21 protein-coding genes are annotated in these 21,981 nt (G+C 69.2%); 17 read left to right on the forward strand and 4 right to left on the reverse strand.

Annotated elements, in window-relative coordinates; translation table 11 throughout:
* Positions 1 to 36 precede the first annotated feature (36 nt).
* The 4 genes from JOY88_RS03280 (at position 37) to ftsZ (ending at position 4,412) form a co-directional block, all read left to right on the forward strand.
* Entirely contained in the window at positions 37 to 1,017 is a 981-nt protein-coding gene (locus JOY88_RS03280; protein WP_293500354.1) for a D-alanine--D-alanine ligase, read from the forward strand.
* A gap of 1 nt (position 1,018) precedes the next feature.
* Complete coding sequence (locus JOY88_RS03285; protein WP_293500355.1) at positions 1,019 to 1,846, forward strand: cell division protein FtsQ/DivIB; 828 nt, start codon at positions 1,019 to 1,021, stop codon at positions 1,844 to 1,846.
* An 8-nt stretch (positions 1,847 to 1,854) separates the two neighbouring features.
* On the forward strand, positions 1,855 to 3,084 hold the full coding sequence (ftsA, locus tag JOY88_RS03290; protein WP_293500356.1) for a cell division protein FtsA: 1,230 nt from the start codon (positions 1,855 to 1,857) through the stop codon (positions 3,082 to 3,084).
* 83 nt (positions 3,085 to 3,167) lie between these two features.
* Positions 3,168 to 4,412, forward strand: a complete 1,245-nt coding sequence (ftsZ, locus tag JOY88_RS03295; protein ID WP_293500357.1) for a cell division protein FtsZ — start codon at positions 3,168 to 3,170, stop codon at positions 4,410 to 4,412.
* 105 nt (positions 4,413 to 4,517) lie between these two features.
* Here the strand turns inward: ftsZ and JOY88_RS03300 are convergent, their stop codons facing one another.
* Positions 4,518 to 5,339, reverse strand: coding sequence for an alpha/beta fold hydrolase (locus JOY88_RS03300; protein WP_293500359.1), 822 nt, complete (start codon positions 5,337 to 5,339; stop codon positions 4,518 to 4,520).
* Between the two features lie 13 nt (positions 5,340 to 5,352).
* Positions 5,353 to 6,048, reverse strand: a complete 696-nt coding sequence (locus JOY88_RS03305; RefSeq protein ID WP_293500360.1) for an SDR family oxidoreductase — start codon at positions 6,046 to 6,048, stop codon at positions 5,353 to 5,355.
* Positions 6,049 to 6,158: 110 nt separating this feature from the next.
* Here JOY88_RS03305 and JOY88_RS03310 point away from each other — a divergent pair, with 110 nt between their 5' ends.
* From JOY88_RS03310 to JOY88_RS03330, 5 genes are all read left to right on the forward strand, one after another.
* Positions 6,159 to 6,722 carry a TetR/AcrR family transcriptional regulator gene (locus JOY88_RS03310; protein ID WP_293500361.1) on the forward strand — a complete coding sequence of 188 codons (564 nt, stop codon included), beginning with the start codon at positions 6,159 to 6,161 and terminating at the stop codon, positions 6,720 to 6,722.
* Between the two features lie 79 nt (positions 6,723 to 6,801).
* On the forward strand, positions 6,802 to 8,766 hold the full coding sequence (locus JOY88_RS03315) for a sensor histidine kinase (protein WP_293500362.1): 1,965 nt from the start codon (positions 6,802 to 6,804) through the stop codon (positions 8,764 to 8,766).
* Between the two features lie 18 nt (positions 8,767 to 8,784).
* Positions 8,785 to 9,720, forward strand: a complete 936-nt coding sequence (lpxC, locus tag JOY88_RS03320) for a UDP-3-O-acyl-N-acetylglucosamine deacetylase (protein WP_293500363.1) — start codon at positions 8,785 to 8,787, stop codon at positions 9,718 to 9,720.
* Between the two features lie 3 nt (positions 9,721 to 9,723).
* Positions 9,724 to 9,909: a hypothetical protein gene (locus tag JOY88_RS03325; protein ID WP_293500364.1), complete on the forward strand. Its 186-nt coding sequence runs from the start codon at positions 9,724 to 9,726 to the stop codon at positions 9,907 to 9,909.
* 377 nt (positions 9,910 to 10,286) lie between these two features.
* Positions 10,287 to 10,895 carry a hypothetical protein gene (locus JOY88_RS03330; protein ID WP_293500365.1) on the forward strand — a complete coding sequence of 203 codons (609 nt, stop codon included), beginning with the start codon at positions 10,287 to 10,289 and terminating at the stop codon, positions 10,893 to 10,895.
* Positions 10,896 to 10,920: 25 nt separating this feature from the next.
* Here JOY88_RS03330 and JOY88_RS03335 read toward each other — a convergent pair whose 3' ends face one another.
* Both JOY88_RS03335 and JOY88_RS03340 read right to left on the reverse strand, forming a co-directional pair.
* The gene (locus JOY88_RS03335; RefSeq protein WP_293500366.1) at positions 10,921 to 12,420 is read right to left on the reverse strand and encodes a carboxypeptidase M32; all 1,500 of its coding nucleotides are present in this window, start codon (positions 12,418 to 12,420) and stop codon (positions 10,921 to 10,923) included.
* A complete protein-coding gene (locus JOY88_RS03340) occupies positions 12,408 to 12,914 on the reverse strand; it encodes a YqaA family protein (RefSeq protein WP_293500368.1) in 507 nt (168 codons plus the stop codon). Before JOY88_RS03340 ends, JOY88_RS03335 begins: the two co-directional genes overlap by 13 nt.
* Positions 12,915 to 12,984: 70 nt before the next feature.
* On the opposite strand from JOY88_RS03340, the gene dusB reads away from it, so the two are divergent.
* From dusB to JOY88_RS03380, 8 genes are all read left to right on the forward strand, one after another.
* Positions 12,985 to 14,037, forward strand: coding sequence for a tRNA dihydrouridine synthase DusB (gene dusB, locus JOY88_RS03345; RefSeq protein WP_524539184.1), 1,053 nt, complete (start codon positions 12,985 to 12,987; stop codon positions 14,035 to 14,037).
* 17 nt (positions 14,038 to 14,054) lie between these two features.
* Positions 14,055 to 14,306, forward strand: coding sequence for a helix-turn-helix domain-containing protein (locus JOY88_RS03350; protein ID WP_293500370.1), 252 nt, complete (start codon positions 14,055 to 14,057; stop codon positions 14,304 to 14,306).
* Between the two features lie 60 nt (positions 14,307 to 14,366).
* Entirely contained in the window at positions 14,367 to 15,947 is a 1,581-nt protein-coding gene (gene purH, locus JOY88_RS03355; RefSeq protein WP_293500371.1) for a bifunctional phosphoribosylaminoimidazolecarboxamide formyltransferase/IMP cyclohydrolase, read from the forward strand.
* A 182-nt stretch (positions 15,948 to 16,129) separates the two neighbouring features.
* Positions 16,130 to 17,551, forward strand: a complete 1,422-nt coding sequence (locus tag JOY88_RS03360) for a coniferyl aldehyde dehydrogenase (protein ID WP_293500373.1) — start codon at positions 16,130 to 16,132, stop codon at positions 17,549 to 17,551.
* Positions 17,551 to 19,197, forward strand: a complete 1,647-nt coding sequence (locus JOY88_RS03365) for a GMC family oxidoreductase (protein ID WP_293500374.1) — start codon at positions 17,551 to 17,553, stop codon at positions 19,195 to 19,197. The genes JOY88_RS03360 and JOY88_RS03365 overlap by 1 nt, the downstream gene beginning before the upstream one ends.
* A gap of 162 nt (positions 19,198 to 19,359) precedes the next feature.
* A complete protein-coding gene (locus JOY88_RS03370; protein ID WP_293500375.1) occupies positions 19,360 to 20,244 on the forward strand; it encodes a tetratricopeptide repeat protein in 885 nt (294 codons plus the stop codon).
* A 32-nt stretch (positions 20,245 to 20,276) separates the two neighbouring features.
* Positions 20,277 to 20,927 carry a lysophospholipid acyltransferase family protein gene (locus JOY88_RS03375; protein WP_293500376.1) on the forward strand — a complete coding sequence of 217 codons (651 nt, stop codon included), beginning with the start codon at positions 20,277 to 20,279 and terminating at the stop codon, positions 20,925 to 20,927.
* Positions 20,927 to 21,928, forward strand: a complete 1,002-nt coding sequence (locus JOY88_RS03380) for a phosphatidate cytidylyltransferase (RefSeq protein ID WP_293500377.1) — start codon at positions 20,927 to 20,929, stop codon at positions 21,926 to 21,928. The genes JOY88_RS03375 and JOY88_RS03380 overlap by 1 nt, the downstream gene beginning before the upstream one ends.
* The last annotated feature ends 53 nt before the right edge of the window (positions 21,929 to 21,981 follow it).

Here is a 21,981-nt window from a genome sequence, read left to right on the forward strand (position 1 = left end):
GGCTCGCATCGCAGCGCCTCGGCGCGGAGATTTCGAATGACCTCGCCAATCGACCTGAACATCGACGCCCTGGCGCTCGGCAAAGTCGCCGTGCTGCTCGGCGGCACGAGTGCCGAGCGTCCGGTGTCGCTGATGAGCGGCAACGGCGTGCTGGCCGCGCTGCGCAGCGCCGGCGTGGATGCCCACGCCTTCGACCCCGCCGAGCGCCCGCTGCAGGCGCTCAAGGACGAGGGCTTTGCCCGCGCCTTCATCGCGCTGCATGGTCGTGGCGGCGAGGATGGCACCCTGCAGGGCGCCCTCGAATGGCTGGGCCTGCCCTACACCGGCTCCGGCGTGACGGCCTCCGGCGTCGCGATGGACAAGACCATGACCAAGCGCGTCTGGTCCGCCGAGGGCCTGCCGACGCCGCAGTACCTGGCCCTGTCGCGGGCCGAGCTGACGCGCGAGCGCGTCCGCACCATTCCCGATGAGCTCGGCCTGCCCGTCATCGTGAAGCCACCGCACGAAGGTTCGAGCATCGGCATCACCAAGGCCGCCGGCTACTCCGACATGCAGGGCGCCGTCGAGCTGGCGCTGGGCTTCGACGACGAATTGCTGTTCGAGCAGTGCATCGAAGGTCCCGAGCTGACCTGTGCCGTGCTGGGTGAAGGCGAGGGCGCCGTCGCGCTGCCAGTCATCGAGATTCGCGCCGAGGCCGGCAACTACGACTTTGCAAACAAGTACGAGACCGACACGACGCAGTACCTGTTCGACACGCTGCCCGCCGCGCTGGCGTCCGAGATCCAGCAGTTGGTGCTGCGCGCCTACCGGCTGCTGGGCTGCCGCGGCTGGGGGCGCGCCGACCTGATGCTGCGCAAGTCGGACATGAAGCCCTTCCTGCTGGAGATGAACACCAGCCCGGGCATGACCTCGCATTCGCTCGTCCCGAAGGCCGCGCAGGCCGTCGGCATCGCCTACCCGCACCTGTGCCTGTGGCTGCTGGCCCAGGCCCGGCTGGATCGCGCCGCCAGCGCCTGACATGAACTCCGCCGTCGCCACCGCCGCGCTGCCGCCCGACGTCCGCCTGATGAATGCGGTGTCGGCGCTGCTCGTCGCGGGCCTGCTGGCGACGGCGGCCTGGGGCTTCTTCCGCTGGGCGGTGCGGTTGCCGGTGTTCAACCTGCGCGCCATCCAAGTCGAGGGCGATGTCAGCCGCAACAGCGTCGCGTCACTGCGCGCCAATGCGCTGCCGCGCCTGAAGGGCTCCTTCCTGAGCATGAGCCTGAAGGACGGCCGCGCCGCCTTCGAGGCCGTGCCCTGGGTGCGGCATGCTCAGCTGCAGCGCATCTGGCCGATGCGGCTCAAGGTCAACCTGGAGGAGCACCGCGCCGCGGCCTACTGGGAGGCGCGAGCTGACGGTGCCGATGCCGCCACCGAGTCCGCCGCGGAGCGCGCCCTCGTCAACAGCTTTGGCGAGGTCTTCCAGGCCAACCTGGGCGACGTCGAGGACGAGGACCTGCCCATGCTCGCCGGCCCGGCCCATGCCGCCGCCCCGATGCTGCAGATGTGGCGGGCGCTGGAGCCGGCCGCTGAGAGGCTGGGCGAGAGCATCGAGCGCCTGGATTTGTCCGGTCGCGGCTCCTGGCGCGCCACCTTCAGCAGCGGCGCAGTCATCGAGCTGGGCCGTGGCAGCGAGGCAGAGGTGGTGCAGCGCTTCGGCCGCTTTGCCCATTCCATCACCCAGGTCACGGCGACCTACCACAGCCCGCTGCTGTCCGCCGACCTGCGTCACGCCGACGGCTACGCAGTCAAGCTGCGTGGCGTGACCGTAAAAACTCCGGGTAAACCCGTAAATAGAAAGCGTTGAGGACGGACATGGCCAAGGAATACAAGGATTTGGTCGTCGGGCTGGATATCGGAACCGCCAAGATCATGGCCGTTGTGGCCGAGGTATTGCCGGGTGGGGAATTGCGCATCGCCGGCCTTGGCGTGGCGCCCTCGCATGGCCTGAAGCGCGGCGTCGTCGTCAATATCGACGCCACCGTGCAGTCCATCCAGCAGGCCTTGAAAGAGGCCGAGATGATGGCCGACTGCAAAATCTCACGGGTTTATACGGGGATCACTGGCAGCCATATCCGCGGCCAGAACTCCACCGGCATGGTCATCGTGCGCGACAAGGAGGTCACGCCGGTCGACGTGACCCGGGTGGTCGAAACCGCCAAGGCCATCAATATCCCCAACGACCAGCGCCTGCTGCTGGTCGAGCCCCAGGAATTCGTCATCGACGGCCACGAGGTCAAGGAACCCATTGGCATGAGCGGCGGCCGGTTGGAGGTCAAGGTCCATATCGTCACCGGTGCCCAAAGCGCGGCTGAAAACATCGTCAAATGCGTGCGCCGCTGCGGCCTGGAGGTCGACCAGCTGGTTTTGAATCCCAGCGCCTCCAGCCATGCCGCCCTGACCGCCGACGAGCGCGACCTGGGCGTCGCGCTGGTGGATATCGGCGCCGGCACGACCGATGTGGCGATATTTACCGGCGGCTCCATCCGCCATACCGCCGTCATTCCCATCGCGGGCGACCTGATCACCAGCGATATCGCGATGGCCTTGCGCACGCCGACCAAGGATGCCGAGGAAATCAAGGTTGAGTATGGCGTCGCCAAGCAACTGCTGGCCGACCCCGCCGATCAGGTGGAGGTGCCCGGCCTGGGCGATCGCAGCCCTCGCATGCTGTCCAAGCAGGCGCTGGCCGGCGTCATCGAGCCGCGCGTCGAGGAAATCTTTTCGCTGGTGCACCAGGTCATTCGCGAGAGCGGGTATGAGGAATTGCTGTCCTCCGGCATCGTGCTGACCGGCGGCTCGGCCGTCATGCCGGGCATGGTGGAACTCGCCGAGGATATTTTTCTGAAACCTGTCAGGCGCGGCCTGCCCACCTATTCGGGCGCGCTTTACGACATGGTCGCCAATCCGCGCTCTGCCACCGTCATGGGGTTGCTCGAGGAGGCGAGGTTGTCGCGCAACCGGGGTTTCAAGGCGGCGCAGCAGGCCGGCTCGGTGCAAACCCTGCTCGGCCGCGCCAAGGACTGGTTCATGGGGAATTTCTGACCCCCCAAGAATCAAGAAAAAATTGTTTCAGCAACTAGTCAACATTCATGTGCCCGAGGCACAATTGCAGTAGGAGGTTTGATATGCCCATCGAGATGATCGAAGAGTTTGACCAAGGCACCCAAATCAAGGTGATCGGGGTCGGTGGCGGCGGCGGCAATGCCGTGGACCACATGATCGCCCAGGGCGTTCAAGGCGTTGAATTCATCTGCGCAAATACCGATGCGCAGGCGCTCAATCGCTCCAAGGCCGACCAATTGCTGCAACTCGGCACTTCCGGCCTGGGTGCCGGTGCCAAACCCGAAATGGGCAAGGCGGCCGCCGAGGAGGCCGAAAACCGCATTCGCGAGTCCATCGCCGGTGCCAATATGCTGTTCATCACCGCCGGTATGGGCGGCGGGACCGGCACGGGCGCCGCGCCGGTGATCGCCCGCGTCGCCAAGGAGATGGGCATCCTGACGGTGGGCGTCGTCACCAAACCCTTCGATTTCGAAGGTGGCCGACGCGCCAAGGCGGCCGACGCCGGCCTGGCCGAGCTGGAAGCCAATGTGGACTCGCTGATCGTCGTGCTGAACGACAAGCTGCTCGACGTGCTGGGCGACGACGTCACGCAGGATCAGGCCTTCGCGCATGCCAATGACGTGCTGAAGAACGCCGTTGGCGGCATTTCCGACATCATCCACATTCCCGGCCTGGTCAACGTCGACTTCGAGGACGTCAAGACCGTGATGAGCGAGCCGGGCAAGGCCATGATGGGTACGGCCCAGGCCACGGGCCCGGATCGCGCCGCCAAGGCCGCCGAAGCCGCCGTCGCCTGCCCGCTGCTGGAAGGTATTGACCTGTCCGGCGCACGCGGCGTGTTGGTGCTGATCGCCGCCGGCCGCAGCAACTTCAAGCTCAGCGAGTCGCGCAACGCGATGAACGCGATCAAGCGCTACGCGTCGGACGAGGCCCATGTCATCTTCGGCACGGCCTACGACGAGACCCTGGGCGATGCGCTGCGCGTGACCGTCATCGCCACCGGCCTGATGGCCGGCCGCGCGCGCCAGCAGGCGCCGCTGCAAGTGGTGCAGACCCAGCAGGTGGTGCGCAACGGCACCGACGGCATGCCCGTGCTGACGCAGGCCGTCGCGATGGCCGCGCCGGCCGTCGGCCAACCGCAGCAGGCCAATGTGGGTCTGGGTCTGGGTGACTTTGCCAACGCCAACGTGCCCAGCGTCTGGCGCCATGGCCGTTCGGGCAGCGCGGCCGCCAAGGTCGAGGCGCTGTCGTCCAACGGCATGGACGAGATCGAGATCCCGGCCTTTCTGCGCAAGCAGGCGGACTGAGCGACGCGCTTGCGTCGACAACAAAAAAGGGCGGGCCATTGCGGCTCGCCCTTTTTGCTTTTTCGGGATGGCCTGGCCGGGGCCGTCGGCGTGGCCGAACCAGGCTCATGGCGAACTGTCCTCGGCGAGGAAGGCCACGCTGCGCGCGATGACGTCGGCATCGGCCAGCAGGCGGCGGTGGCCCAGGCCTGGCATGGGCTCCAAGCGGGAGCCGGCCCAGGCGGCGTGCAGCGCCTGCGAAGCGGTGAAGGGCACCGTGTGGTCCTCCGGATCGTGAACGATGAGGGCAGGATGGCGCAGGCCCTGTTGTAGGCGCTCCAGGTCCACGCAGGCGATGCGCGTGCCGATAAAGCCCTCGACCCAGCCGGCGAAGGCGGCCGCGTCCGCCGGCCCGAGCCCCTGGGCCCGGGCCAGGCTCTTGACCATGGGAGTCAGCGACGACGGGCCGGCCAGGTGCACGCTGCGCTTGACCCGCAGCCCATGGGCGAAGGCCAGCAGTGCGGCCGCCGAGCCCATCGAATGGCCGACGACTGCATGGACGTCACCGCAGGCTGCCATCACTGCGCGCAGCGCGCGGCCGGCATGGACGACGCTGGCTGCGTGGCCGCCCGAGTCGCCATGGCCGGGCAGGTCGAACAGCGTGACGGAGAAGCCGGCCTGCACCAGTGCCCGCGCAAAGGCCAGCCAATGGGCGCCGCGGCTGTTCCAGCCATGCACGAGGACGACCCGCGGGCCGGTGCCGAGCGTCCAGCGTGCGAGCTTGAGGCCCTCGTGCCGCAGCGGTGGCTCGGCGGCGCCGGCCAGCGCGGCGCGCTCGGCGGCGGTCAGTTGCGCGCGCTCGGGCGTGGAGAAGGCGTGACGGGCGGCGGCCAGTCGGCCGTCGGCACGGGCCGCCGTCGGCGCGGCCAGGGCAGGGGGTTCGACCATGTCGGCCTCCTCGTCAGCCGGCGTAGGCCGGCGTGGGGCTGGACAGGCTGTGCTTGACCTGACGGCTCAGGTCGTCGGCCAGTACCTCGAAGGCACCCGCCTCGATGCCTTCAAGCGCGAAGCGGGCCACGTCGGTGGGCGCGGCCTTGGGGGCCTCCAGGCCGCGCGTCATGTCGGTGTCCATGAAGCCGACGTGCAGACTCGTCACCTGAGTGCCCTGGGCCTTGAGCTCGTTGCGCAGGCCGTTGCTCAGCGACCAGGCCGCGGCCTTGGAGGCGCTGTAGGTGGCCACGCCCGGCAGCGTCAGCCAGCTCAACACCGACAGCACGTTCAGCACCGCGCCGCCGCCGTTGGCCTGCAGCACCGGCGCGAAGGCGCGCGCCACTGCCCAGGGACCGAAGAAGTTGGTCTCCAGCTCGGCACGGGCGGCGGCCATGCCGTCCGCGGCAAGCAGTCGGCCCTGGCGCGAGATGCCGGCGTTGTTGATGAGCAGCGTCACGTCCGCACATCGCGCGGCCGCTGCGGCGACCTGGGCGGGGTCGGTCACGTCCAGCGCGACGGGCACGACGCCGGGCAGATCGATGGCGGCCGGAGTGCGTGCGGCCGCATAGACCTTGGCGGCGCCGGCGGCGAGTGCGGCCTCGGCGAAGGCGCGGCCCAGGCCGCGGTTGGCGCCGGTGATGAGGACGACGGCGTTCTTGAGCTTCATGGCGATTCCTTCTCGGTCCGTTTATTCATGTCGATCGACATGATTGAGATAAATGTCGTTCAACATATAAAATCCGTCAAGCGACATCTGCAAGCAATCCAGGAGATGCGATGAAGGTCAGCCGTGCCCAGGCCGAGGAGAACCGCGAGCGCATCCTCGATAACGCCGCCCAGCTCTTTCGCGAGCGCGGCTTCGACGGCATAGGCCTGAACGACCTGATGCAGGCCGCCGGCCTGACTCGCGGCGGGTTCTATGGCCACTTCGAGTCGAAGGACGACCTGGCCGCCCAAGCCACGCAGCGCGCGCTGCAGTCCAACCGCGAGCAGTGGAAGCAGCAAACCGACCGCAGCCTGTCGGCCTGGATCAAGGCCTACCTGTCTGACGCGCATCGCGACCGCCTCGGCGCGGGCTGCGGCCTGGCGGCGCTGGCGGGCGACGCGGCGCGCGGCGGGCCGGCGGTACAGCAGGCCTTCGGCGAGGGCGTCGAGTGCCTGGCCACGACGCTGCAGACGCAGATGTCCGCGGCGGACGCCGTCGGGCGCCGCGAGCAGGCGCTGGCCCTGCTGTCCACGCTGGTCGGCGCGCTGCTGCTATCTCGCGCCGTCGGCGACGCCGGCCTGTCGCGCGAGTTGCGCGAGGCGGCGCGCAAGTACCTGCCGGTCGACATGAGCTGAAGGGCGGGCCGGGGTGGGACGGCGCCACCCCCTGTGGCATGCTGGCGCCCCATGTCAATGCCTAGAAGAAGCACTGGGGATGCCTGAGCTTGGCCTGCTGCTGCGCGGCTGGCTGCTGGGGTTGGCCCTGCTGGCCGGGCTGCCCGCGCAGGCGCAGCGCCTGCCACAGCCCAGCGCGAGCGCCGCCGGCATCGATGCGGCCCCCACCGAGCTGGCAACCAGTGCCTGGACGCGTGCCCAGCTCGATGACTGGTGGGCGGCGTTGCGCCATCACGCGGCGAGCGGCGGCCACCGCCTGGGCCTTCCCGCCGAGCTGCTGCCGCCGCAGGCCGCTTCGGCCTGGCAGCCCGTGGTCCTGCCAGACGTGCGCAGCCGCCCCGGAGCGGCCATGGTCAGTGACGCGCATGGCTACGAGATGCGCTGGTACCGGCTGCATGTGCCGGCCGGGCATGACGAGGCCATGGCCTTGTACTTGCCGCGCCTGGTCACGCTGTCGGCTGCGGTGCTGGCTCGCGTCGACGGCGGCTGGCAGTTGCTGCTGGACAACCAGCATGCCGAACGCGAGCAATGGGTGCAGCCGATCTGGCTGCCTCTGCCAGGCCTGGGCGCCCAGGGGCTGGACCTGGTCGTCGCGCTGCCGGTGCCGGCGGGCAGCTATCACGCGGTGTCGCGCATCTGGGTCGGGCCGCGCGACGCGCTGGAGAAGCGCTGGTTGTGGCGGGTGCGTGCCCAGACAGGCCTGGCCCAGGCCGTCAGCCTGACGCTGGCCGTGCTGGGCCTGTTCGCGCTGACGCTGTGGCTGCGCCGGCCCGGCGAGGCCATCTACGGGTTGTTCGCCCTCGGCGCGGCGGCCTGGGTGGTACGCAACCTGCATTACTACGTCAGCCTGCCGGCGTCGCCCGCTGCGCTGGACTGGTTCTGGTGGGCCACGCATGCGTCCATGGGCTGGGTCATGCTGTCGGCGCTGCTGTTCGCGCTGCGCTTCGCGAGCCGGCGCCTGCCCAGGCTGGAATGGGCGCTGACGGCCAGCGTGCTGCTCGTCAGCCTGTTCAGCATGCCGCTGTGGCTGCGCCAGCTCGACATGGTCGTCATGCAGTACGCGGTGACGGCCTGCGTCGCCGCCGTCGGCACCGCCTGCCTGGCCTACCTGGCCTGGCGCGAGCGCCGCGCCGAGTTGTGCATCATGGCGCTGGCGCTGATTGTCGGCCTGCTCATCGGTGGCCATGACCTCGCCGTGCTGGCCGGCTGGGCCTGGCCCGAGCATGTCTTCCTGATGCCGTTCGCGACGCTGATCGTCATGGTCAGCTTCCTGCATGCTGTGCAACGCCGCTATGTCGGCGCCGTCGAGCAGGTGAAGGCCGAGAACAGCCAGCTGCAGGAGGACCTGGACGAGCAGGTTTCGGTGCTGCAGGCGCAGAACGTCCAGCTGCGCGAGGCGGAGCGCCAGCAGGCCCTGCTGCTGGAGCGTCAGCGCATCATGGCCGACATGCACGACGGCCTGGGCTCGTCGCTGCTGTCGGCGCTGGTGGCGATGGAGCAGGGCAGCATGTCGCACGAACAATGCGTGGAGGTGCTGCGCGAATGCGTGGACGATCTGCGCCTGGTCATCGACTCGCTGGAGCCGGTGGGCCACGACCTGGTCTCGCTGCTGGCGACGATGCGGTATCGCCTCGGCAAGCGCCTGCAGGCGGGCGGCCTCAAGCTCGAATGGGACGTGCAAGACCTGCCACCGCTGCCCTGGCTGGAGCCGCCCGACGCGCTGCACGTGCTGCGGCTTATGCAGGAGGCGCTCAACAACGTACTCAAGCATGCCCAGGCCAGCCGCGTGCGCATGGTCACGCGCCACCATGGCAGCCATGTCGAGATCCGTGTCGAGGACGACGGTGCCGGCTTCGACCTGCAGACCATCCAGCATGGCCGCGGTCTGAAGAGCCAGATCAAGCGTGCCCAGCGCCTGGGCGGCAAGCTGCGAATCGACTCCACGCCGGGCGGCGGCACTCGGCTCTCGCTGCGATTGCCCGTGGAGCGTAGGGCCCAGCCCTGATCCGGGACAATCGCGGGCATGCTCAAGCAACGCACCCTGAAGTCGATCACCCGCGCCGTCGGCGTGGGAATCCACAGTGGCCAGAAGGTCGAGCTGACGCTGCGCCCCGCGCCGCCGGACACCGGCATCGTCTTCCGCCGCGTGGACCTGTGCCCGCCGGTGGACATCCCGGTCGGCGTCATGTCGGTCAGCGATACGCGCATGGCCACCACCATCAGTCCCGGTGGCGACCCCGGTGCGCCCAAGGTGCAGACCATCGAGCATCTGCTGTCGGCCTGCGCCGGCCTGGGACTGGACAACCTCGTCATCGACATCAATGCCGACGAGGTGCCGGTGCTGGACGGCTCGGCGGCGAGTTTCGTGTTCCTGCTGCAGTCCGCCGGCATCGTCATGCAGGACGCGCCCAAGCGCTTCCTGAGGGTGAAGAAGCCCGTCGAGGTGCGCCAGGGCGAGGGCAAGAAGCTGATGTGGGCCAGGCTGGAGCCGCACCACGGCTACACGCTGAGTTTCGAGATCGAATTCGACAACCCGGCCGTGGCCGCCACCGGCAGCCAGTTCGTCTTCGATATGGGCTCGGGCAAGTACAAGAAGGAGATCGCCCGCGCGCGCACCTTCGGCATGACGGCCGACATCGACTTGATGCGCTCGCGCGGCCTGACGCTGGGCGGCTCCATGGACAACGCCATCGTGGTCGACGACTACAAGGTACTGAACGCCGACGGGCTGCGCTACGACGATGAGTTCGTCAAGCACAAGATCCTGGACGCCATCGGCGACATGCAGGTAGCCGGCATGCCGCTGCTTGCGGCCTACACCTCGTTCAAGGGCGGCCATGCGCTGAACAACAAGCTGCTTCGTGCGCTGCTGGCCGACGCGTCCGCCTACGAGGTCGTCAGCTTCGACGACGAGCGCGCGGCGCCCCAGGGCTTCGCCGAACTGGCGCCGGCCTGGTAACGCATGCTGATCGCCCGTCTCGTCGTCGGCCTGCTGCTGTTTTCGGCTGTCGTCTGTTTTGCCCTGTCCATCGCCACCGGCCAGACGCGCTGGCGGCGCTCGGGCCTGGTCATCATGAAGTGGACGCTGGTCGCCGGCCTTGCTTTCTTTGCCGTGCTGATCCTGGAGCGCCTGGCCTTGCTGCTGTGACGCCGTTCACGGCCGGCGGTTGCTACCCCTGAGCTTGCGGGGATGGCAGGGCGGCCCGTCTTGCCCAGAATGGCTTCACGGTTGCCGCATCAGTCGCGGCGGCCCAGTCCGGCGGGCCACAACGTCAGGGCGCCACGCGTGGAGATGGCCGGGGGGCCGGGGAAGCGCGGTGGGTTGAAAGAGAGATTGTTCGAAGTAGATTGGGCCGCTCCCGGTGGAGCGGCCCCTTTTTTTGCGCCGGCGCGGCAAGCTGTCGGCAGGCTTGCGCGGCGGTTACGTCCTCTCACCGACGAGTGTTCCAGCCGGTCGGCAGCGCTCGGCGCGCGACGTTGAACCCGCAGGCCAGCCGTCGCTGACCGCCAGAAAGGAACCCGAACATGAAGACTTCCCTGATCGCCTCCGCCGCCCTGGCCCTGCTGACCAGCGCCGCCTTTGCCCAGACCCCTGCCGCCGCGCCGCAGACTCCCGCGCAGGCCACCGTGCAGCGCGACGTGAACCAGCAGCAGCGCATCGAGAATGGCTTGCAGAACGGCAAGATCACCACGCGTGAAGCCGGACTGCTCGAACGCGACGAGGCCAAGATCGACAAGCTGCAGGCCAAGGATCTGAAGGACGGCAAGCTCAGCCCCGCCGAGCGCCGCCAACTGCGTGCCGCGCAGAACCAGGCCAGCCGCGACATCAAGACGGCCGAGACCAACGGCGTCAACGGCAATCCGCTGTCAGCCTCCAGCCAGCGCATGCAGGCCGACGTGCAGCGCAACGTGAATCAGGAGAAGCGCATCGAGAACGGGCTGCAGAGCGGCGCGCTGACCAAGCGCGAGACCGGCCGCCTGGAGCAAGGCCAGGCCAAGGTGGACCAGGCCGAGGCGCATGCCGCGGCCGACGGCCATGTCGGCGCCGCCGAGCAGCGCCGCGTGCAGCGTGCCGAGAACCGCCAGAGCGCGCGCATCCACCGCGCCAAGACCAACGCCGCCATCGCGGGCTGATCGCGCCGGAGCGGGTGCCTGCCGCTCAGGCGCCCAGGTAGCGCCCGCGCAGGTGGGCTTCGAAGTGCGCCGGGTTCAGCGCCTCGCCGCTGGCCCGGAGCACCAATTCCGGCGTCTCGTAGCGGCTTGCGGCCTGCCAGATGTGCGTTCCCAGCCAGTCGAACACGCCGCCCAGCTCGCCGCGGGCGATGTGGGCGTCCAGATCCGGCTGCTGCGCGCGCATCGTCGCGAACCACTGCGCCGCATACATCGCGCCCAGCGTGTAGCAGGGGAAGTAACCGAACAGGCCGGCCGGCCAGTGCACGTCCTGCATAGGCCCGTCCCGGAAGTTGCCGCGCGTGTCCAGGCCCAGCAGCTCGGCCATCCCGGCGTCCCACAGCGCGGGGATGTCGTCCACCTCGGCTTCGCCCTCGATGAGGGCCCGCTCGATGTCGAAGCGCAGCAGGATGTGGGCGGGGTAGGTGACCTCGTCGGCATCGACGCGGATGAGGCCGGGCTTCACGCGCGTCAGCAGCCGATGCAGGTTGCCGGGCTCGAAGGCCGGCTGGTCGCCGAGGTGCTTGCGCAGCAGCGGGGCCAGCAGGCCGGCGAAGGCCGGGTGGCTGCCCAGCTGCATCTCGAAGGACAGGCTCTGGCTCTCGTGTATGCCCATGGAGCGCGCGCGGGCGACGGGCTGTCCCAGCAGCTCGCGCGGCAGGCCCTGCTCGTAGCGGCCGTGACCGGTCTCGTGGATGGTGCCCATCAGGCTGGGCAGGAAGTCGTCCTCGCGGTAGCGCGTTGTCATGCGCACGTCCTCGGGCACGCCGCCGCAGAAGGGGTGCGTGCTCTCGTCCAGGCGGCCAGCGCCGAAGTCGAAGCCCATCAGCCGCATTGCGTCCAGGCCCAGCGCCTTCTGCGCCGCGGTGGGGAAGGGGCCGATGGGCTCGATGACCGCCTCGTCCGCCTGCTTGGCGAGGACGTCGCGGATCAGCCCTGGCAGCCATTGGCGCAGCGGCGAGAAGGCACGCTCGACGTCCGCGCCGCGCATGCCCGGTTCGTAGACGTCCAGCAGCGCGTCGTACCTTGACAGCCCCGCGCTCTGCGACAGGCAGTCGGCCTCCTGGCGAGCGATCCTCAGCACCTCGCGCAGGTTGGGCGCGAAGCCGGCCCAGTCGTTGGCCGGGCGCTGAGTGCGCCAGGCGTGCTCGCAGCGATTGTTGGCCAGGCTCTTGGCCTCCACCAGCGCCTGCGGCAACGCGTTGGCGGCGCGCCAGGCGCGACGGATCTCGCGCAGGTTGGCGCGCTGGGTGTCGTCCAGCGGCTCGGCCGCGGCGGCGTCCAGCAAGCCGGGCAGCATGGAATCGGTGGCGAGCTGGTGCAGCAGCCCGTCCATCTCGGCCAACGCCAGGCTGCGTGCCTCGTTGCCCTTGGCCGGCATGTTGGCGGCCTGGTCCCACTGGGCGATGGCCTGCAGGTGGCCGAGGCGGTGCAGGCGTTGCTGGCGCGTGCTCAGGTCTTGATAGGCGGGTGTGTTCATTGCATCCATGACATCCATGATTCGGGTAGCAGCCACAGCAGTGCAGCGGTGAAGCAGATGAAGCGCAAGCCCTTGCCCAGCGCCATCCAGCCCACGCAGGGCCAGAACGGCAGCCTGAGCCAGCCGGCCACGGCGCACAGCGGGTCGCCCACGATGGGCAGCCAGCTCAGCAGGCAGGCCTTGGGGCCGAAGCGCTTCAGCCAGGCCAGCGCGCGCGGGTTGGGCGGCTCGCGGTGCTTGACGGCCTCGACCGCCCTTTCCGCGCCATAGCCAACCCACCAGCTGGTGATGCCGCCCAGGGTGTTGCCCACGGTCGCCACCGCCATGACCGGCCAGAACATGCTCGGGTCGGCCTTGACGACGAGAAAGACAGCCGGCTCCGAGCCTAGCGGCAGCAGCGTCGCCGAGACGAAAGTGATGATGAAGACCGCGACCAGGCCCACCTGGGGCAGGGCCAGGGCGGTGAGCAGATCTTGGATGAGTTGAGCGAGCCAGGCTTCCATGCCGGCATTGTGGTCCGGGCGCGAAGGCCGGGGTGGCTACAATGTCGCCTCATTTTTGAGCAGACCCCTCGTGAAGATCGGCCCCCACCTCCTCCCCAACGCGCTGTTCGTGGCGCCAATGGCCGGGGTGACGGACCGGCCCTTCCGCCAGCTGTGCCGGCGCCTGGGCGCGGGATATGCGGTCAGCGAGATGGTCACGTCACGCAAGGAGCTGTGGGGCAGCCTCAAGACCTCGCGTCGCGCTGATCACTCGGGTGAGCCCGGCCCCATTGCCGTGCAGATCGCCGGCACCGACGCGGCCATGATGGCCGAGGCTGCGGCCTACAACGTCGACCGCGGCGCGCAGATCATCGATATCAACATGGGCTGTCCGGCCAAGAAGGTCTGCAACAAATGGGCCGGCTCGGCGCTGATGCGCAACGAGGCGCTGGCGCTGGAGATCGTCGAGTCGGTCGTGGCCCAGTGCGTGCCGCGCGGCGTGCCGGTCACGCTGAAGATGCGCACCGGCTGGAGCGCCGACGAGCGCAACGCGCTGCGCCTGGCGAAGCTGTTCGAGGCCGCCGGCATCGCGATGCTGACCATACACGGCCGAACGCGCGAGCAGGGGTACAAAGGCCTGGCGGAATACGACACCATCGCCGCCGTGAAGGCCGCGCTGTCCATCCCGGTCGTCGCCAACGGCGACATCGACACGCCCGAGAAGGCCCGCGACGTGCTGGCCTACACCCAGGCCGACGCGTTGATGATAGGTCGCGCGGCCCAGGGCCGGCCGTGGATCTTCCGCGAGGTGGCGCATTTCCTTGCCACCGGTGAGCACCTGCCTCCGCCCACCATCGTCGAAGCGCGCGACGTGCTGACCGAGCACCTGCATGACCACTACGGCCTGTACGGCGAACTCAGCGGCGTGCGCAGCGCGCGCAAGCACATCGGCTGGGCCGTGCGCGGTCTGCCCGGCGGCGAGGCCTTCCGCCAGCACATGAACACCCTGGAGCGCTGCGATCAGCAGTTGCAGGCGCTCCGCGACTGGTTCGACGAACTCGGCCAGGCGCATGACCGGCTGCCGCCCACCCTCGCGGCCGCCAACGACGAAGACGCACAGGCCGACGAAGCCTGCGCCGCCTGAAACAAGAAACTCCTGTCATGAGTGCCCAGAAGAACACCACCCCGCCCAACCCCATCGACGCCTGCGTGCGCGACAACCTCGAAGCCTTCTTCCGTGACCTCGATGGCCAGGAGCCGCATTCCATGCACGAGATGCTGGTGAAGCTGGTCGAGAAGCCGCTGTTCGAGATCGTCATGCGCGAGGCCGGCGGCAACCAGAGCAGGGCGGCGCAGTGGCTGGGCATCAACCGCAATACGCTGCGCCGCAAGCTGACCGATCACAATTTGTAAGACCTTGCGGGTTGGACCTTTGAGCGCAGCGAAGAGCTCCGACCCCAACCGATCAAGACCATGACACAACTCACCGCACTCCTCTCGGTCTCCGACAAGACCGGCATCCTCGAATTCGCCGAGGAGCTGCATGCTCTAGGCGCCAGGCTGCTGTCCACCGGCGGTACCGCCAAGCTGCTGGCCGAGGCCGGCCTGCCGGTGACGGAAGTGGCCGAGCACACCGGCTTCCCCGAGATGATGGACGGCCGCGTGAAGACGCTGCATCCCAAGATCCACGGCGGCCTGCTGGCGCGCAGCGACCTGCCCGAGCATGTCGCGGCGATGCAGCAGCATGGCATCACGCGCATCGACATCCTGGCTGTCAACCTCTACCCCTTCGAGGCCACCGTGGCCAAGCCCGGCTGCACGCTGGAGGACGCCATCGAGAACATCGACATCGGCGGCCCGGCCATGGTGCGCAGCGCGGCCAAGAACTGGAAGGACGTGACGGTGCTGACCGATTCGGCCCAGTACGCCGCCGTGCTGGCCGAGCTGAAGGCCCATGGCAGGACCAGCGACAAGACGCGCTTCGCGGCCTCCGTCGCGGCGTTCAACCGCATCGCGCAGTACGACGCGGCCATCAGCAACTACCTGTCCGCGCTGAACGAGGACGGCAGCAAGGCCGAGTACCCGGCGCAGATGAACGCCACCTTCGTCAAGGTGCAGGACCTGCGCTACGGCGAGAACTCGCACCAGAGCGCCGCGCTGTACCGTGACCTGTTCCCGGCGCCGGGCTCGCTGGTGACCGGCAAGCAGCTGCAGGGCAAGGAACTCAGCTACAACAACATCGCCGACGCGGATGCCGCGTGGGAGTGCGTCAAGAGCTTTGACACGCCGGCCTGCGTCATCATCAAGCACGCCAACCCCTGCGGCGTGGCCGTGGGCGCCAACCCGGCCGAGGCCTACCAGAAGGCCTTCAAGACCGACCCCACCAGTGCCTTCGGCGGCATCATCGCCTTCAATCGCGAGGTGGACGGCGCGGCCGCGCAGCTGGTCAGCAAGCAGTTCGTCGAGGTGCTGATGGCGCCGTCGTTCAGCGCCGAGGCGCTGGAGGTCTTCAAGGGCAAGGTCAATGTGCGCCTGCTGCAGATCGCGCTGCCTCCGGGCGGCGCCCGCCCCTGGGACCAGGGCCGCAACGCCGGAGACAGCAAGCGCGTCGGCTCGGGCCTGCTGCTGCAGACGGCCGACAACCATTTCCTGAAGCGCGAGGACCTGAAGATCGTCACGACGCTGCAGCCCACGCCCCAGCAACTGGACGACCTGATGTTCGCCTGGACCGTCGCGCAGTACGTGAAGAGCAACGCCATCGTCTTCTGCGGCGGCGGCATGACGCTGGGCGTGGGTGCGGGCCAGATGAGCCGCATCGACTCGGCCCGCATCGCGTCCATCAAGGCCGACAACGCCGGCCTGAACCTGAAGGGCTCGGCCGTCGCGAGCGACGCCTTCTTCCCGTTCCGCGACGGGCTGGACGTGCTGGCCGATGCCGGCGCCTCCTGCGTGATCCAGCCGGGCGGCTCCATGCGCGACGATGAGGTCATCGCCGCGGCGAACGAGCGCGGCATCGCGATGGTGCTGACCGGCGTGCGTCACTTCCGGCACTGAGATGAGACCGAGGGCAGCCCCTGCGGGCTGTCCGACGCCCATCGAAGGACCATCCCTGCCAGTCAGGGATGGGCATGAGCCGGCTCTAGACGTAGTCCTCTAGTCCAGGGCCTCTCCCGTTGGTGAGGTCCCGTCTTGGGGTTAGCCTCGGTGCATCCAGCAAGAGCACCGGAGACCGACCCATGGACAACACGCTGCAGGAGCGGCTTCATCTGGCGCTGACGGCCCAGCGCCGCGCCTTCGAGGCCGAGCGCATGCCGAGCTACGAGGTGCGCCGTGACCGCCTGCAGCGCCTGCTCGACATGACGCGTGAGCATGGCGAGGCCCTGGCCGCAGCCATCGCGCAGGACTTCGGCCACCGCGCCCGCCAGGAGTCGCTGCTGGCCGACATCTTCACGGTCGAGGCCGGCGCCCGCCACGCCTTGAAGCATCTGCGCCGCTGGATGAGGCCGCGGCGCGTGCCGACGCCGCTGCACTTCCGGCCCGGTCGCAATACGCTGATGCGCCAGCCGCTGGGTGTCGTGGGCATAGTCTCGCCCTGGAACTACCCCTACTACCTGGCCATGGAACCGGCCGTCGCGGCGCTGGCCGCCGGCAACCGCGTGCTCATCAAGCCCTCGGAGCTGACGCCGGCCACCGCAGAGTTGATGGCCCGCATCGTCGCCGAGCATTTCAAACCGGAGGAGATGCAGGTCATCACGGGGGGCGCCGAGGTCGGCAAGGCCTTCGTCGGCCTGCCCTTCGACCACCTCTTCTTCACAGGCTCCACGGCCGTCGGCCGCCTCGTCGCACAGGCGGCAGCGAAGAACCTGACGCCGGTCACTTTGGAGCTGGGCGGCAAGTCGCCCGTCGTCGTGGACCGCAGCTGCGACCTTGAGCTGACCGCTTCGCGCCTGGCCTTCGGCAAGCTCTTCAACGCCGGCCAGACCTGCGTGGCGCCAGACTACCTGCTGGTGCCCCGGGAACTGATCGAGCCGCTGAGCCAGCGCATCCTCGCCGAGATGCGCCGCATGTATCCGCGCATAGACGGCAATGCCGACTACAGCAGCATCGCCTCGCCTCGCCACCTCGCACGCCTGCAGGGCCTGCTCGACGATGCGGCCGCCCGCGGCGCCCGCGTGCTGCGCAGCCACGATGAACAGCCCGGCGACCGTCCCAATGATCGTCGCATGGTGCCCGCGCTGCTGCTGGACGTGACGCCCGAGATGGCGGTCATGCAGGAGGAGATCTTCGGCCCGCTGCTGCCCGTCGTCGGCTACGACCGGGTCGACGAGGCCCTGGCCCACATCAATCGCGGCGACCGCCCGCTGGCGCTCTACTGGTTCGGCCGCGACGGCGCCGCGCGCGAGCAGGTGATGTGCCAGACCCATGCCGGCGGCGTGACCATCAACGACTGCCTGTGGCATTTCGGCCAGGAGGAGCAGCCCATAGGCGGCGTCGGCGCCAGTGGCATGGGGGCCTATCACGGCGAATGGGGCTTCCGCACCTGCAGCAAGGAGAAGCCCATCTTCATCCAGTCCAGCTTCGCCGGCACGCGGCTGTTCCAGCCGCCCTATGGCGCCACCTTCGAGCGCCTGCTTTCCCTGCTCAAGCGGATCGCCTGATGCCCATGAACGACGCGCCGCACTTCGACGAGAGCCACGACGTCATCGTCATCGGCGGCGGCTCGTCCGGCTCGGCACTGGCCGGGCGGCTGAGCGAAGACCGCGACACGCAGGTGCTGGTGCTGGAGGCCGGCGCCGACGTGAACAACTGGCTTGGCAGCGTGCCCACCGCCGCGGTGCTGATGGTGCCCAGCAGGCTGCACAACTACGCCTTCGAGACCGTGCCCCAGCCCGGCCTGGACGGTCGCCGCGGCTATGTGCCGCGCGGCAAGATGCTGGGCGGCTCTTCGGGCATCAATGCCATGGTCTACATCCGCGGCCAGCGCGAGGACTACGACCATTGGGCCGCCCTCGGCAACCCCGGCTGGGCCTGGGACGACGTGCTGCCCTTCTTCATCAAGAGTGAGGGCAATGACACGTTCGGTGCGCCGCTGCATGGCAACGCAGGCCCGCTGAAGGTCAGCCAGCTGCGCACCGACAACCCGCTTCACGCCGCCTGGCTGGCGGCCGGCCGCGAGGCGGGCCATGCGATCAACGTCGATTTCAACGGCGCGACGCAGGAAGGCCTGGGCATCTATCAGGTCACGCAGGACGGTGGCGAGCGCTGCAGCGCTGCGCGCGCCTACCTGCGCCCGCACCTGGGCCGGCCCAACCTGCGCGTGACGGTGCAGGCCCAGGTGCTGCGTATCCTGTTCGACGGCCGCCGCGCCGTGGGCGTCGAGGCCCGCGTGGGCGGTGTGCTGCGCCGGCTGCAGGCCAGGCGCGAGGTGGTGCTAGCGGCGGGTGCCATCCAGTCGCCGCAGCTGCTGATGCTGTCCGGCGTGGGGGACGCGGCGCAGCTGCAGGCTCAGGGCATTCCCGTGCTGCACCACCTGCCCGGCGTCGGCGCCAACCTGCAGGACCACCCGGACTTCGTCTTCGGCTTGCGCAGCCGCAGCCTGGACACCTTCGGCCTGTCGCTGCGCGGCGGGCTGGCGTTCTGGCGCGGCATGCAGCGCTACCGCGCCGAGCGCCGCGGCATGCTGACCAGCAACTTCGCCGAGGGCGGCGGCTTCCTGCGCAGCAGCGCCGAGCAGTCACGGCCCGACATCCAGCTGCATTTTGTCGTCGCCGCCGTGGAAGACCATGCCCGCAAGCTGCGCTGGGGCCATGGCATCTCCTGTCATGTCTGCCTGCTGCGCCCGCGCAGCCGCGGCAGCGTGCGGCTCGCCGGCCGGGACGCGAGCAGTGCGCCGCTGATCGACCCGGCCTTCTTCCAGCATCCCGACGACATGCCGCAAATGGTGGCCGGCTTCAAGCTCACCCGCGCGCTGCTGGAGCAGCCGTCGTTGCGCGCGCACTGGCGCACCGAGATGTGGAGCACCGAGACGCGTTCGGACGCCGACATCGAGGCCTTGCTGCGCCGCCGCGCCGACACCATCTACCACCCGGTGGGCACGTGCAGGATGGGCGCCGATGCGCTGGCCGTCGTCGATGCCGAGCTGCGCGTGCACGGACTGCTGGGCCTGCGCGTGGTGGACGCATCCATCATGCCCACGCTGATCAGCGGCAACACCAACGCGCCGGCGATGATGATCGGCGAGAAGGCCGCGCAGATGATGCGGGCCTCGATGCGGCGGCCCGCCGCCGCCGCGCAGCTGGCCTGACCGGGGGGCGTGCGACCGCAGACCTGTCGCCTGCTGGCTGAGCGCAGGCTTGCATGTTGCACGTAAAGCCTTGAAACCGGACGGCCCGTCGTCAGATCCGGGGCGCAAACTGCCGTCGGCCGGCGTGCGTGGCACGCGGGCGACGCTTCGAGGAGTGTTGCGATGAAATTTCCCCGATTCCTGCTGATCTGCGTGGCCTTGCTGTCCCTGCTGTGGATGGGCGCGGCACAGGCCCTGCCAACCGTCGACGAGGTCCAGGCCGCCACGCAGCGCGGCGACTACGCCGGCGCCGAGAAGCTGATGCGCGAGGTCGTCGCGGCCAAGCCCGACAGCGCGCGGGCGCATTACGTGCTGGCCGAGATCCTGGCGCATGAGCGCAAGTTCGGCGACGCCGCCACCCATGTGCAGCGTGCGCGCGGGCTGGACCCGGCCATCAAGTTCGCCGACCCGGCCAAGTTCAGTGCCTTCGAGCAGCTGTTGCAGCGCGAGCAGGCCGCCGAGGCCAGGCCGTCCAACGTACCGGCCGCCGTCAAGCCTGCGGCACCGCTGCGGGCCGCGCCTGCCGAGCGCAGCGGTGGCGGCATCCCGGTCTGGGTGCTGCTGGTCGGCGCCGGCCTCTTCATCTGGATCGCCGCGAGCTGGATGCGTCGTCGCACCGAGGCCCAGGTGCCGTCCCAGCCCGCGATGGCCGGCGGCGGCTACGGCATGGGCGGTGGCTATGGCCCGCAGCCGGGCTATGGCCCCGGCGTGCCGCCGGCGTCCGGCGGCCCCGGCCTGATGGGCGTGGGCCTGGCCGCCGCGGGCGGCGTGGCGGCCGGCATGCTGGCCGAGAAGCTGCTGCACGAGGGCCGCGACGAGCGCAGCCTGCCGCGCGACCATGACGGCAGCGCGGGCAGCGGGCTGGTGCCTGGCAGTTTCGACTCGGGCAGCAGCAACGGGGCGGCCGACGAGCTGGCCCGTCGCGACGTCGACTTCGGCAGTGGCGACGGCTGGGGCGGCGGCGATGCCGGCAGCAACGACTTCGGCAGCGGCGGCGACGACTGGTAGGCGGCCACGATCGGGCCGCGATAATCCGGCCCATGACGCTTGCCGCCTTCACCGGCCAGTTGCTCGCCTTCATCGCCCGGCTCATCACGGGTGCGCAGGGCCACTGGAAGGGCTGCCCGCCAAAAGCAGAGCAGCGCATCTACATCGCCAACCACCAGAGTCATTTCGACCTTGTCCTGATATGGGCCGCCTTTCCGCATGAGCTGCGGGCCTCGACCCGCGCCATTGCCGCGCGCGACTACTGGACCAAGAGCGCCTTCAGGCGCTGGCTGACGACCGAGGTCTTCAACGCCATCTACGTCAGCCGCAGCCGCGCCACCCCCGACGAGGACCCGCTGGAGCCACTGGCCGAGGCGCTGGCCAATGGCGACTCCCTGGTCATCTTTCCGGAGGGCACGCGCTCCAGCAAGGGCAACCCCATGCCCTTCAAGTCCGGCATCTTCCACCTGGCCGAGCAGTTCCCCCATGTGCCGCTGATCCCGACCTGGATAGACAACGTTCAGCGCGTCATGCCCAAGGGCGAGGTCGTGCCCGTGCCCATCCTGTGCACGGTCACTTTCGGCGCGCCGCTGCAGCTGCGCGAGGGTGAAAGCAAGGCCGACTTCCTGTGCCGCGCGCGCGAGGCCGTGATGGAGCAGCGGCCCGATCCCGCGGCGGTGGGGCATGTGGCGGAGTCCGACTGATGGTGGGCTGGCTCAAGCAATTGACCTCGAACGAGCAGGTGGCCCTGCTGTTCCTCGTGCTGTTCGGATTCCTGCTGCTGCTGAGCATCGGACTGTTCCTGAACTCGCTGCGCGAGCGCGAGAACGAGGACGACCGGCTGGCCTCGCGGCTGGCCTGGTCACGCGTGCGCCGCGACCTGCGCGCGGCCTGGGTGGGCGGCTGCCTGTTCTGGGTGGCATGGATCTCCGGGCCGCTGGGCGCGACGCTGCTGTTCGCGCTGCTGTCCTTCCTCGCGCTGCGCGAATTCATCACCCTCTTGCACACCCAGCGCAGCGACCACCGCACGCTCATCGTCGCCTTCTTCGTGCTGCTGCCGGTGCAGTACATGATCTGCGGCACGCGCTTCTTCGACCTCTTCACCGTCTTCCTGCCGGTCTACGGCTTCCTCGCGCTGCCCATCGTCAGCGCGCTGGCCGACGATCCACAGCGCTTCCTGGAGCGCAACGCCAAGATCCAGTGGGGCGTGATGGTCTGCGTCTACGGCCTGTCGCATGCGCCGGCCCTGCTGCTGCTGGACTTCCCCGGTTATACGGGACGCGGTGCCTTCCTGCTGTTCTTCCTCGTCATGGTCGTCGCGGCAGCGCAGATCGCGCAGGAGATCGCGCGCCGCCTGCTGCGCCGCCGGCCGGTGGCGCGGCGCATCAGCCGCAGCTTCTCGATGCGGGCCTGGTGGGTGGGTACGCTGACCGGCGCGGCGGCGGGCGGCCTGCTGTTCTGGATCACGCCCTTCAAGGCCGGCCAGGCGCTGGCGATGGCGTTCGTGACGGCCGGCGCGGCCGGCTTCGGCGACCTGGTCATGAAGGCGCTGAAGAAGGACGCCGGTGCGCGCTACTGGGGCAACCGCAGCTCCATCACCGGCGCCGTGGGCCTGCTGGACCGCATCGCCGTGCTGTGTTTCGCGGCGCCGGTGTTCTTCCATTCGGCGCGCTGGTACTTCCAGCTGCCGCTGGGGTACAGGTGATGTCGACCCCCATGCGAACTCCGCTTGACGCCCCCCAAGGGGGGCTCATCGCC

This window comes from Roseateles sp., assembly GCF_019237615.1.
Lineage (GTDB): Bacteria > Pseudomonadota > Gammaproteobacteria > Burkholderiales > Burkholderiaceae_C > Pelomonas.

What these genes read in the sequence shown, in the direction of transcription:
- JOY88_RS03370 (WP_293500375.1), top strand. Translation starts at nt 19,360, where the DNA reads ATGAAATTTCCCCGATTCCTGCTGATCTGCGTGGCCTTGCTGTCCCTG.
- JOY88_RS03305 (WP_293500360.1), bottom strand. Translation starts at nt 6,048, where the DNA reads ATGAAGCTCAAGAACGCCGTCGTCCTCATCACCGGCGCCAACCGCGGC.
- JOY88_RS03310 (WP_293500361.1), top strand. Translation starts at nt 6,159, where the DNA reads ATGAAGGTCAGCCGTGCCCAGGCCGAGGAGAACCGCGAGCGCATCCTC.
- JOY88_RS03300 (WP_293500359.1), bottom strand. Translation starts at nt 5,339, where the DNA reads ATGGTCGAACCCCCTGCCCTGGCCGCGCCGACGGCGGCCCGTGCCGAC.
- ftsZ (WP_293500357.1), top strand. Translation starts at nt 3,168, where the DNA reads ATGCCCATCGAGATGATCGAAGAGTTTGACCAAGGCACCCAAATCAAG.
- JOY88_RS03330 (WP_293500365.1), top strand. Translation starts at nt 10,287, where the DNA reads ATGAAGACTTCCCTGATCGCCTCCGCCGCCCTGGCCCTGCTGACCAGC.
- JOY88_RS03340 (WP_293500368.1), bottom strand. Translation starts at nt 12,914, where the DNA reads ATGGAAGCCTGGCTCGCTCAACTCATCCAAGATCTGCTCACCGCCCTG.
- JOY88_RS03360 (WP_293500373.1), top strand. Translation starts at nt 16,130, where the DNA reads ATGGACAACACGCTGCAGGAGCGGCTTCATCTGGCGCTGACGGCCCAG.
- JOY88_RS03380 (WP_293500377.1), top strand. Translation starts at nt 20,927, where the DNA reads ATGGTGGGCTGGCTCAAGCAATTGACCTCGAACGAGCAGGTGGCCCTG.
- JOY88_RS03365 (WP_293500374.1), top strand. Translation starts at nt 17,551, where the DNA reads ATGCCCATGAACGACGCGCCGCACTTCGACGAGAGCCACGACGTCATC.
- JOY88_RS03350 (WP_293500370.1), top strand. Translation starts at nt 14,055, where the DNA reads ATGAGTGCCCAGAAGAACACCACCCCGCCCAACCCCATCGACGCCTGC.
- purH (WP_293500371.1), top strand. Translation starts at nt 14,367, where the DNA reads ATGACACAACTCACCGCACTCCTCTCGGTCTCCGACAAGACCGGCATC.
- JOY88_RS03285 (WP_293500355.1), top strand. Translation starts at nt 1,019, where the DNA reads ATGAACTCCGCCGTCGCCACCGCCGCGCTGCCGCCCGACGTCCGCCTG.
- JOY88_RS03375 (WP_293500376.1), top strand. Translation starts at nt 20,277, where the DNA reads ATGACGCTTGCCGCCTTCACCGGCCAGTTGCTCGCCTTCATCGCCCGG.
- JOY88_RS03315 (WP_293500362.1), top strand. Translation starts at nt 6,802, where the DNA reads ATGCCTGAGCTTGGCCTGCTGCTGCGCGGCTGGCTGCTGGGGTTGGCC.
- lpxC (WP_293500363.1), top strand. Translation starts at nt 8,785, where the DNA reads ATGCTCAAGCAACGCACCCTGAAGTCGATCACCCGCGCCGTCGGCGTG.
- JOY88_RS03325 (WP_293500364.1), top strand. Translation starts at nt 9,724, where the DNA reads ATGCTGATCGCCCGTCTCGTCGTCGGCCTGCTGCTGTTTTCGGCTGTC.
- ftsA (WP_293500356.1), top strand. Translation starts at nt 1,855, where the DNA reads ATGGCCAAGGAATACAAGGATTTGGTCGTCGGGCTGGATATCGGAACC.
- JOY88_RS03335 (WP_293500366.1), bottom strand. Translation starts at nt 12,420, where the DNA reads ATGGATGCAATGAACACACCCGCCTATCAAGACCTGAGCACGCGCCAG.
- JOY88_RS03280 (WP_293500354.1), top strand. Translation starts at nt 37, where the DNA reads ATGACCTCGCCAATCGACCTGAACATCGACGCCCTGGCGCTCGGCAAA.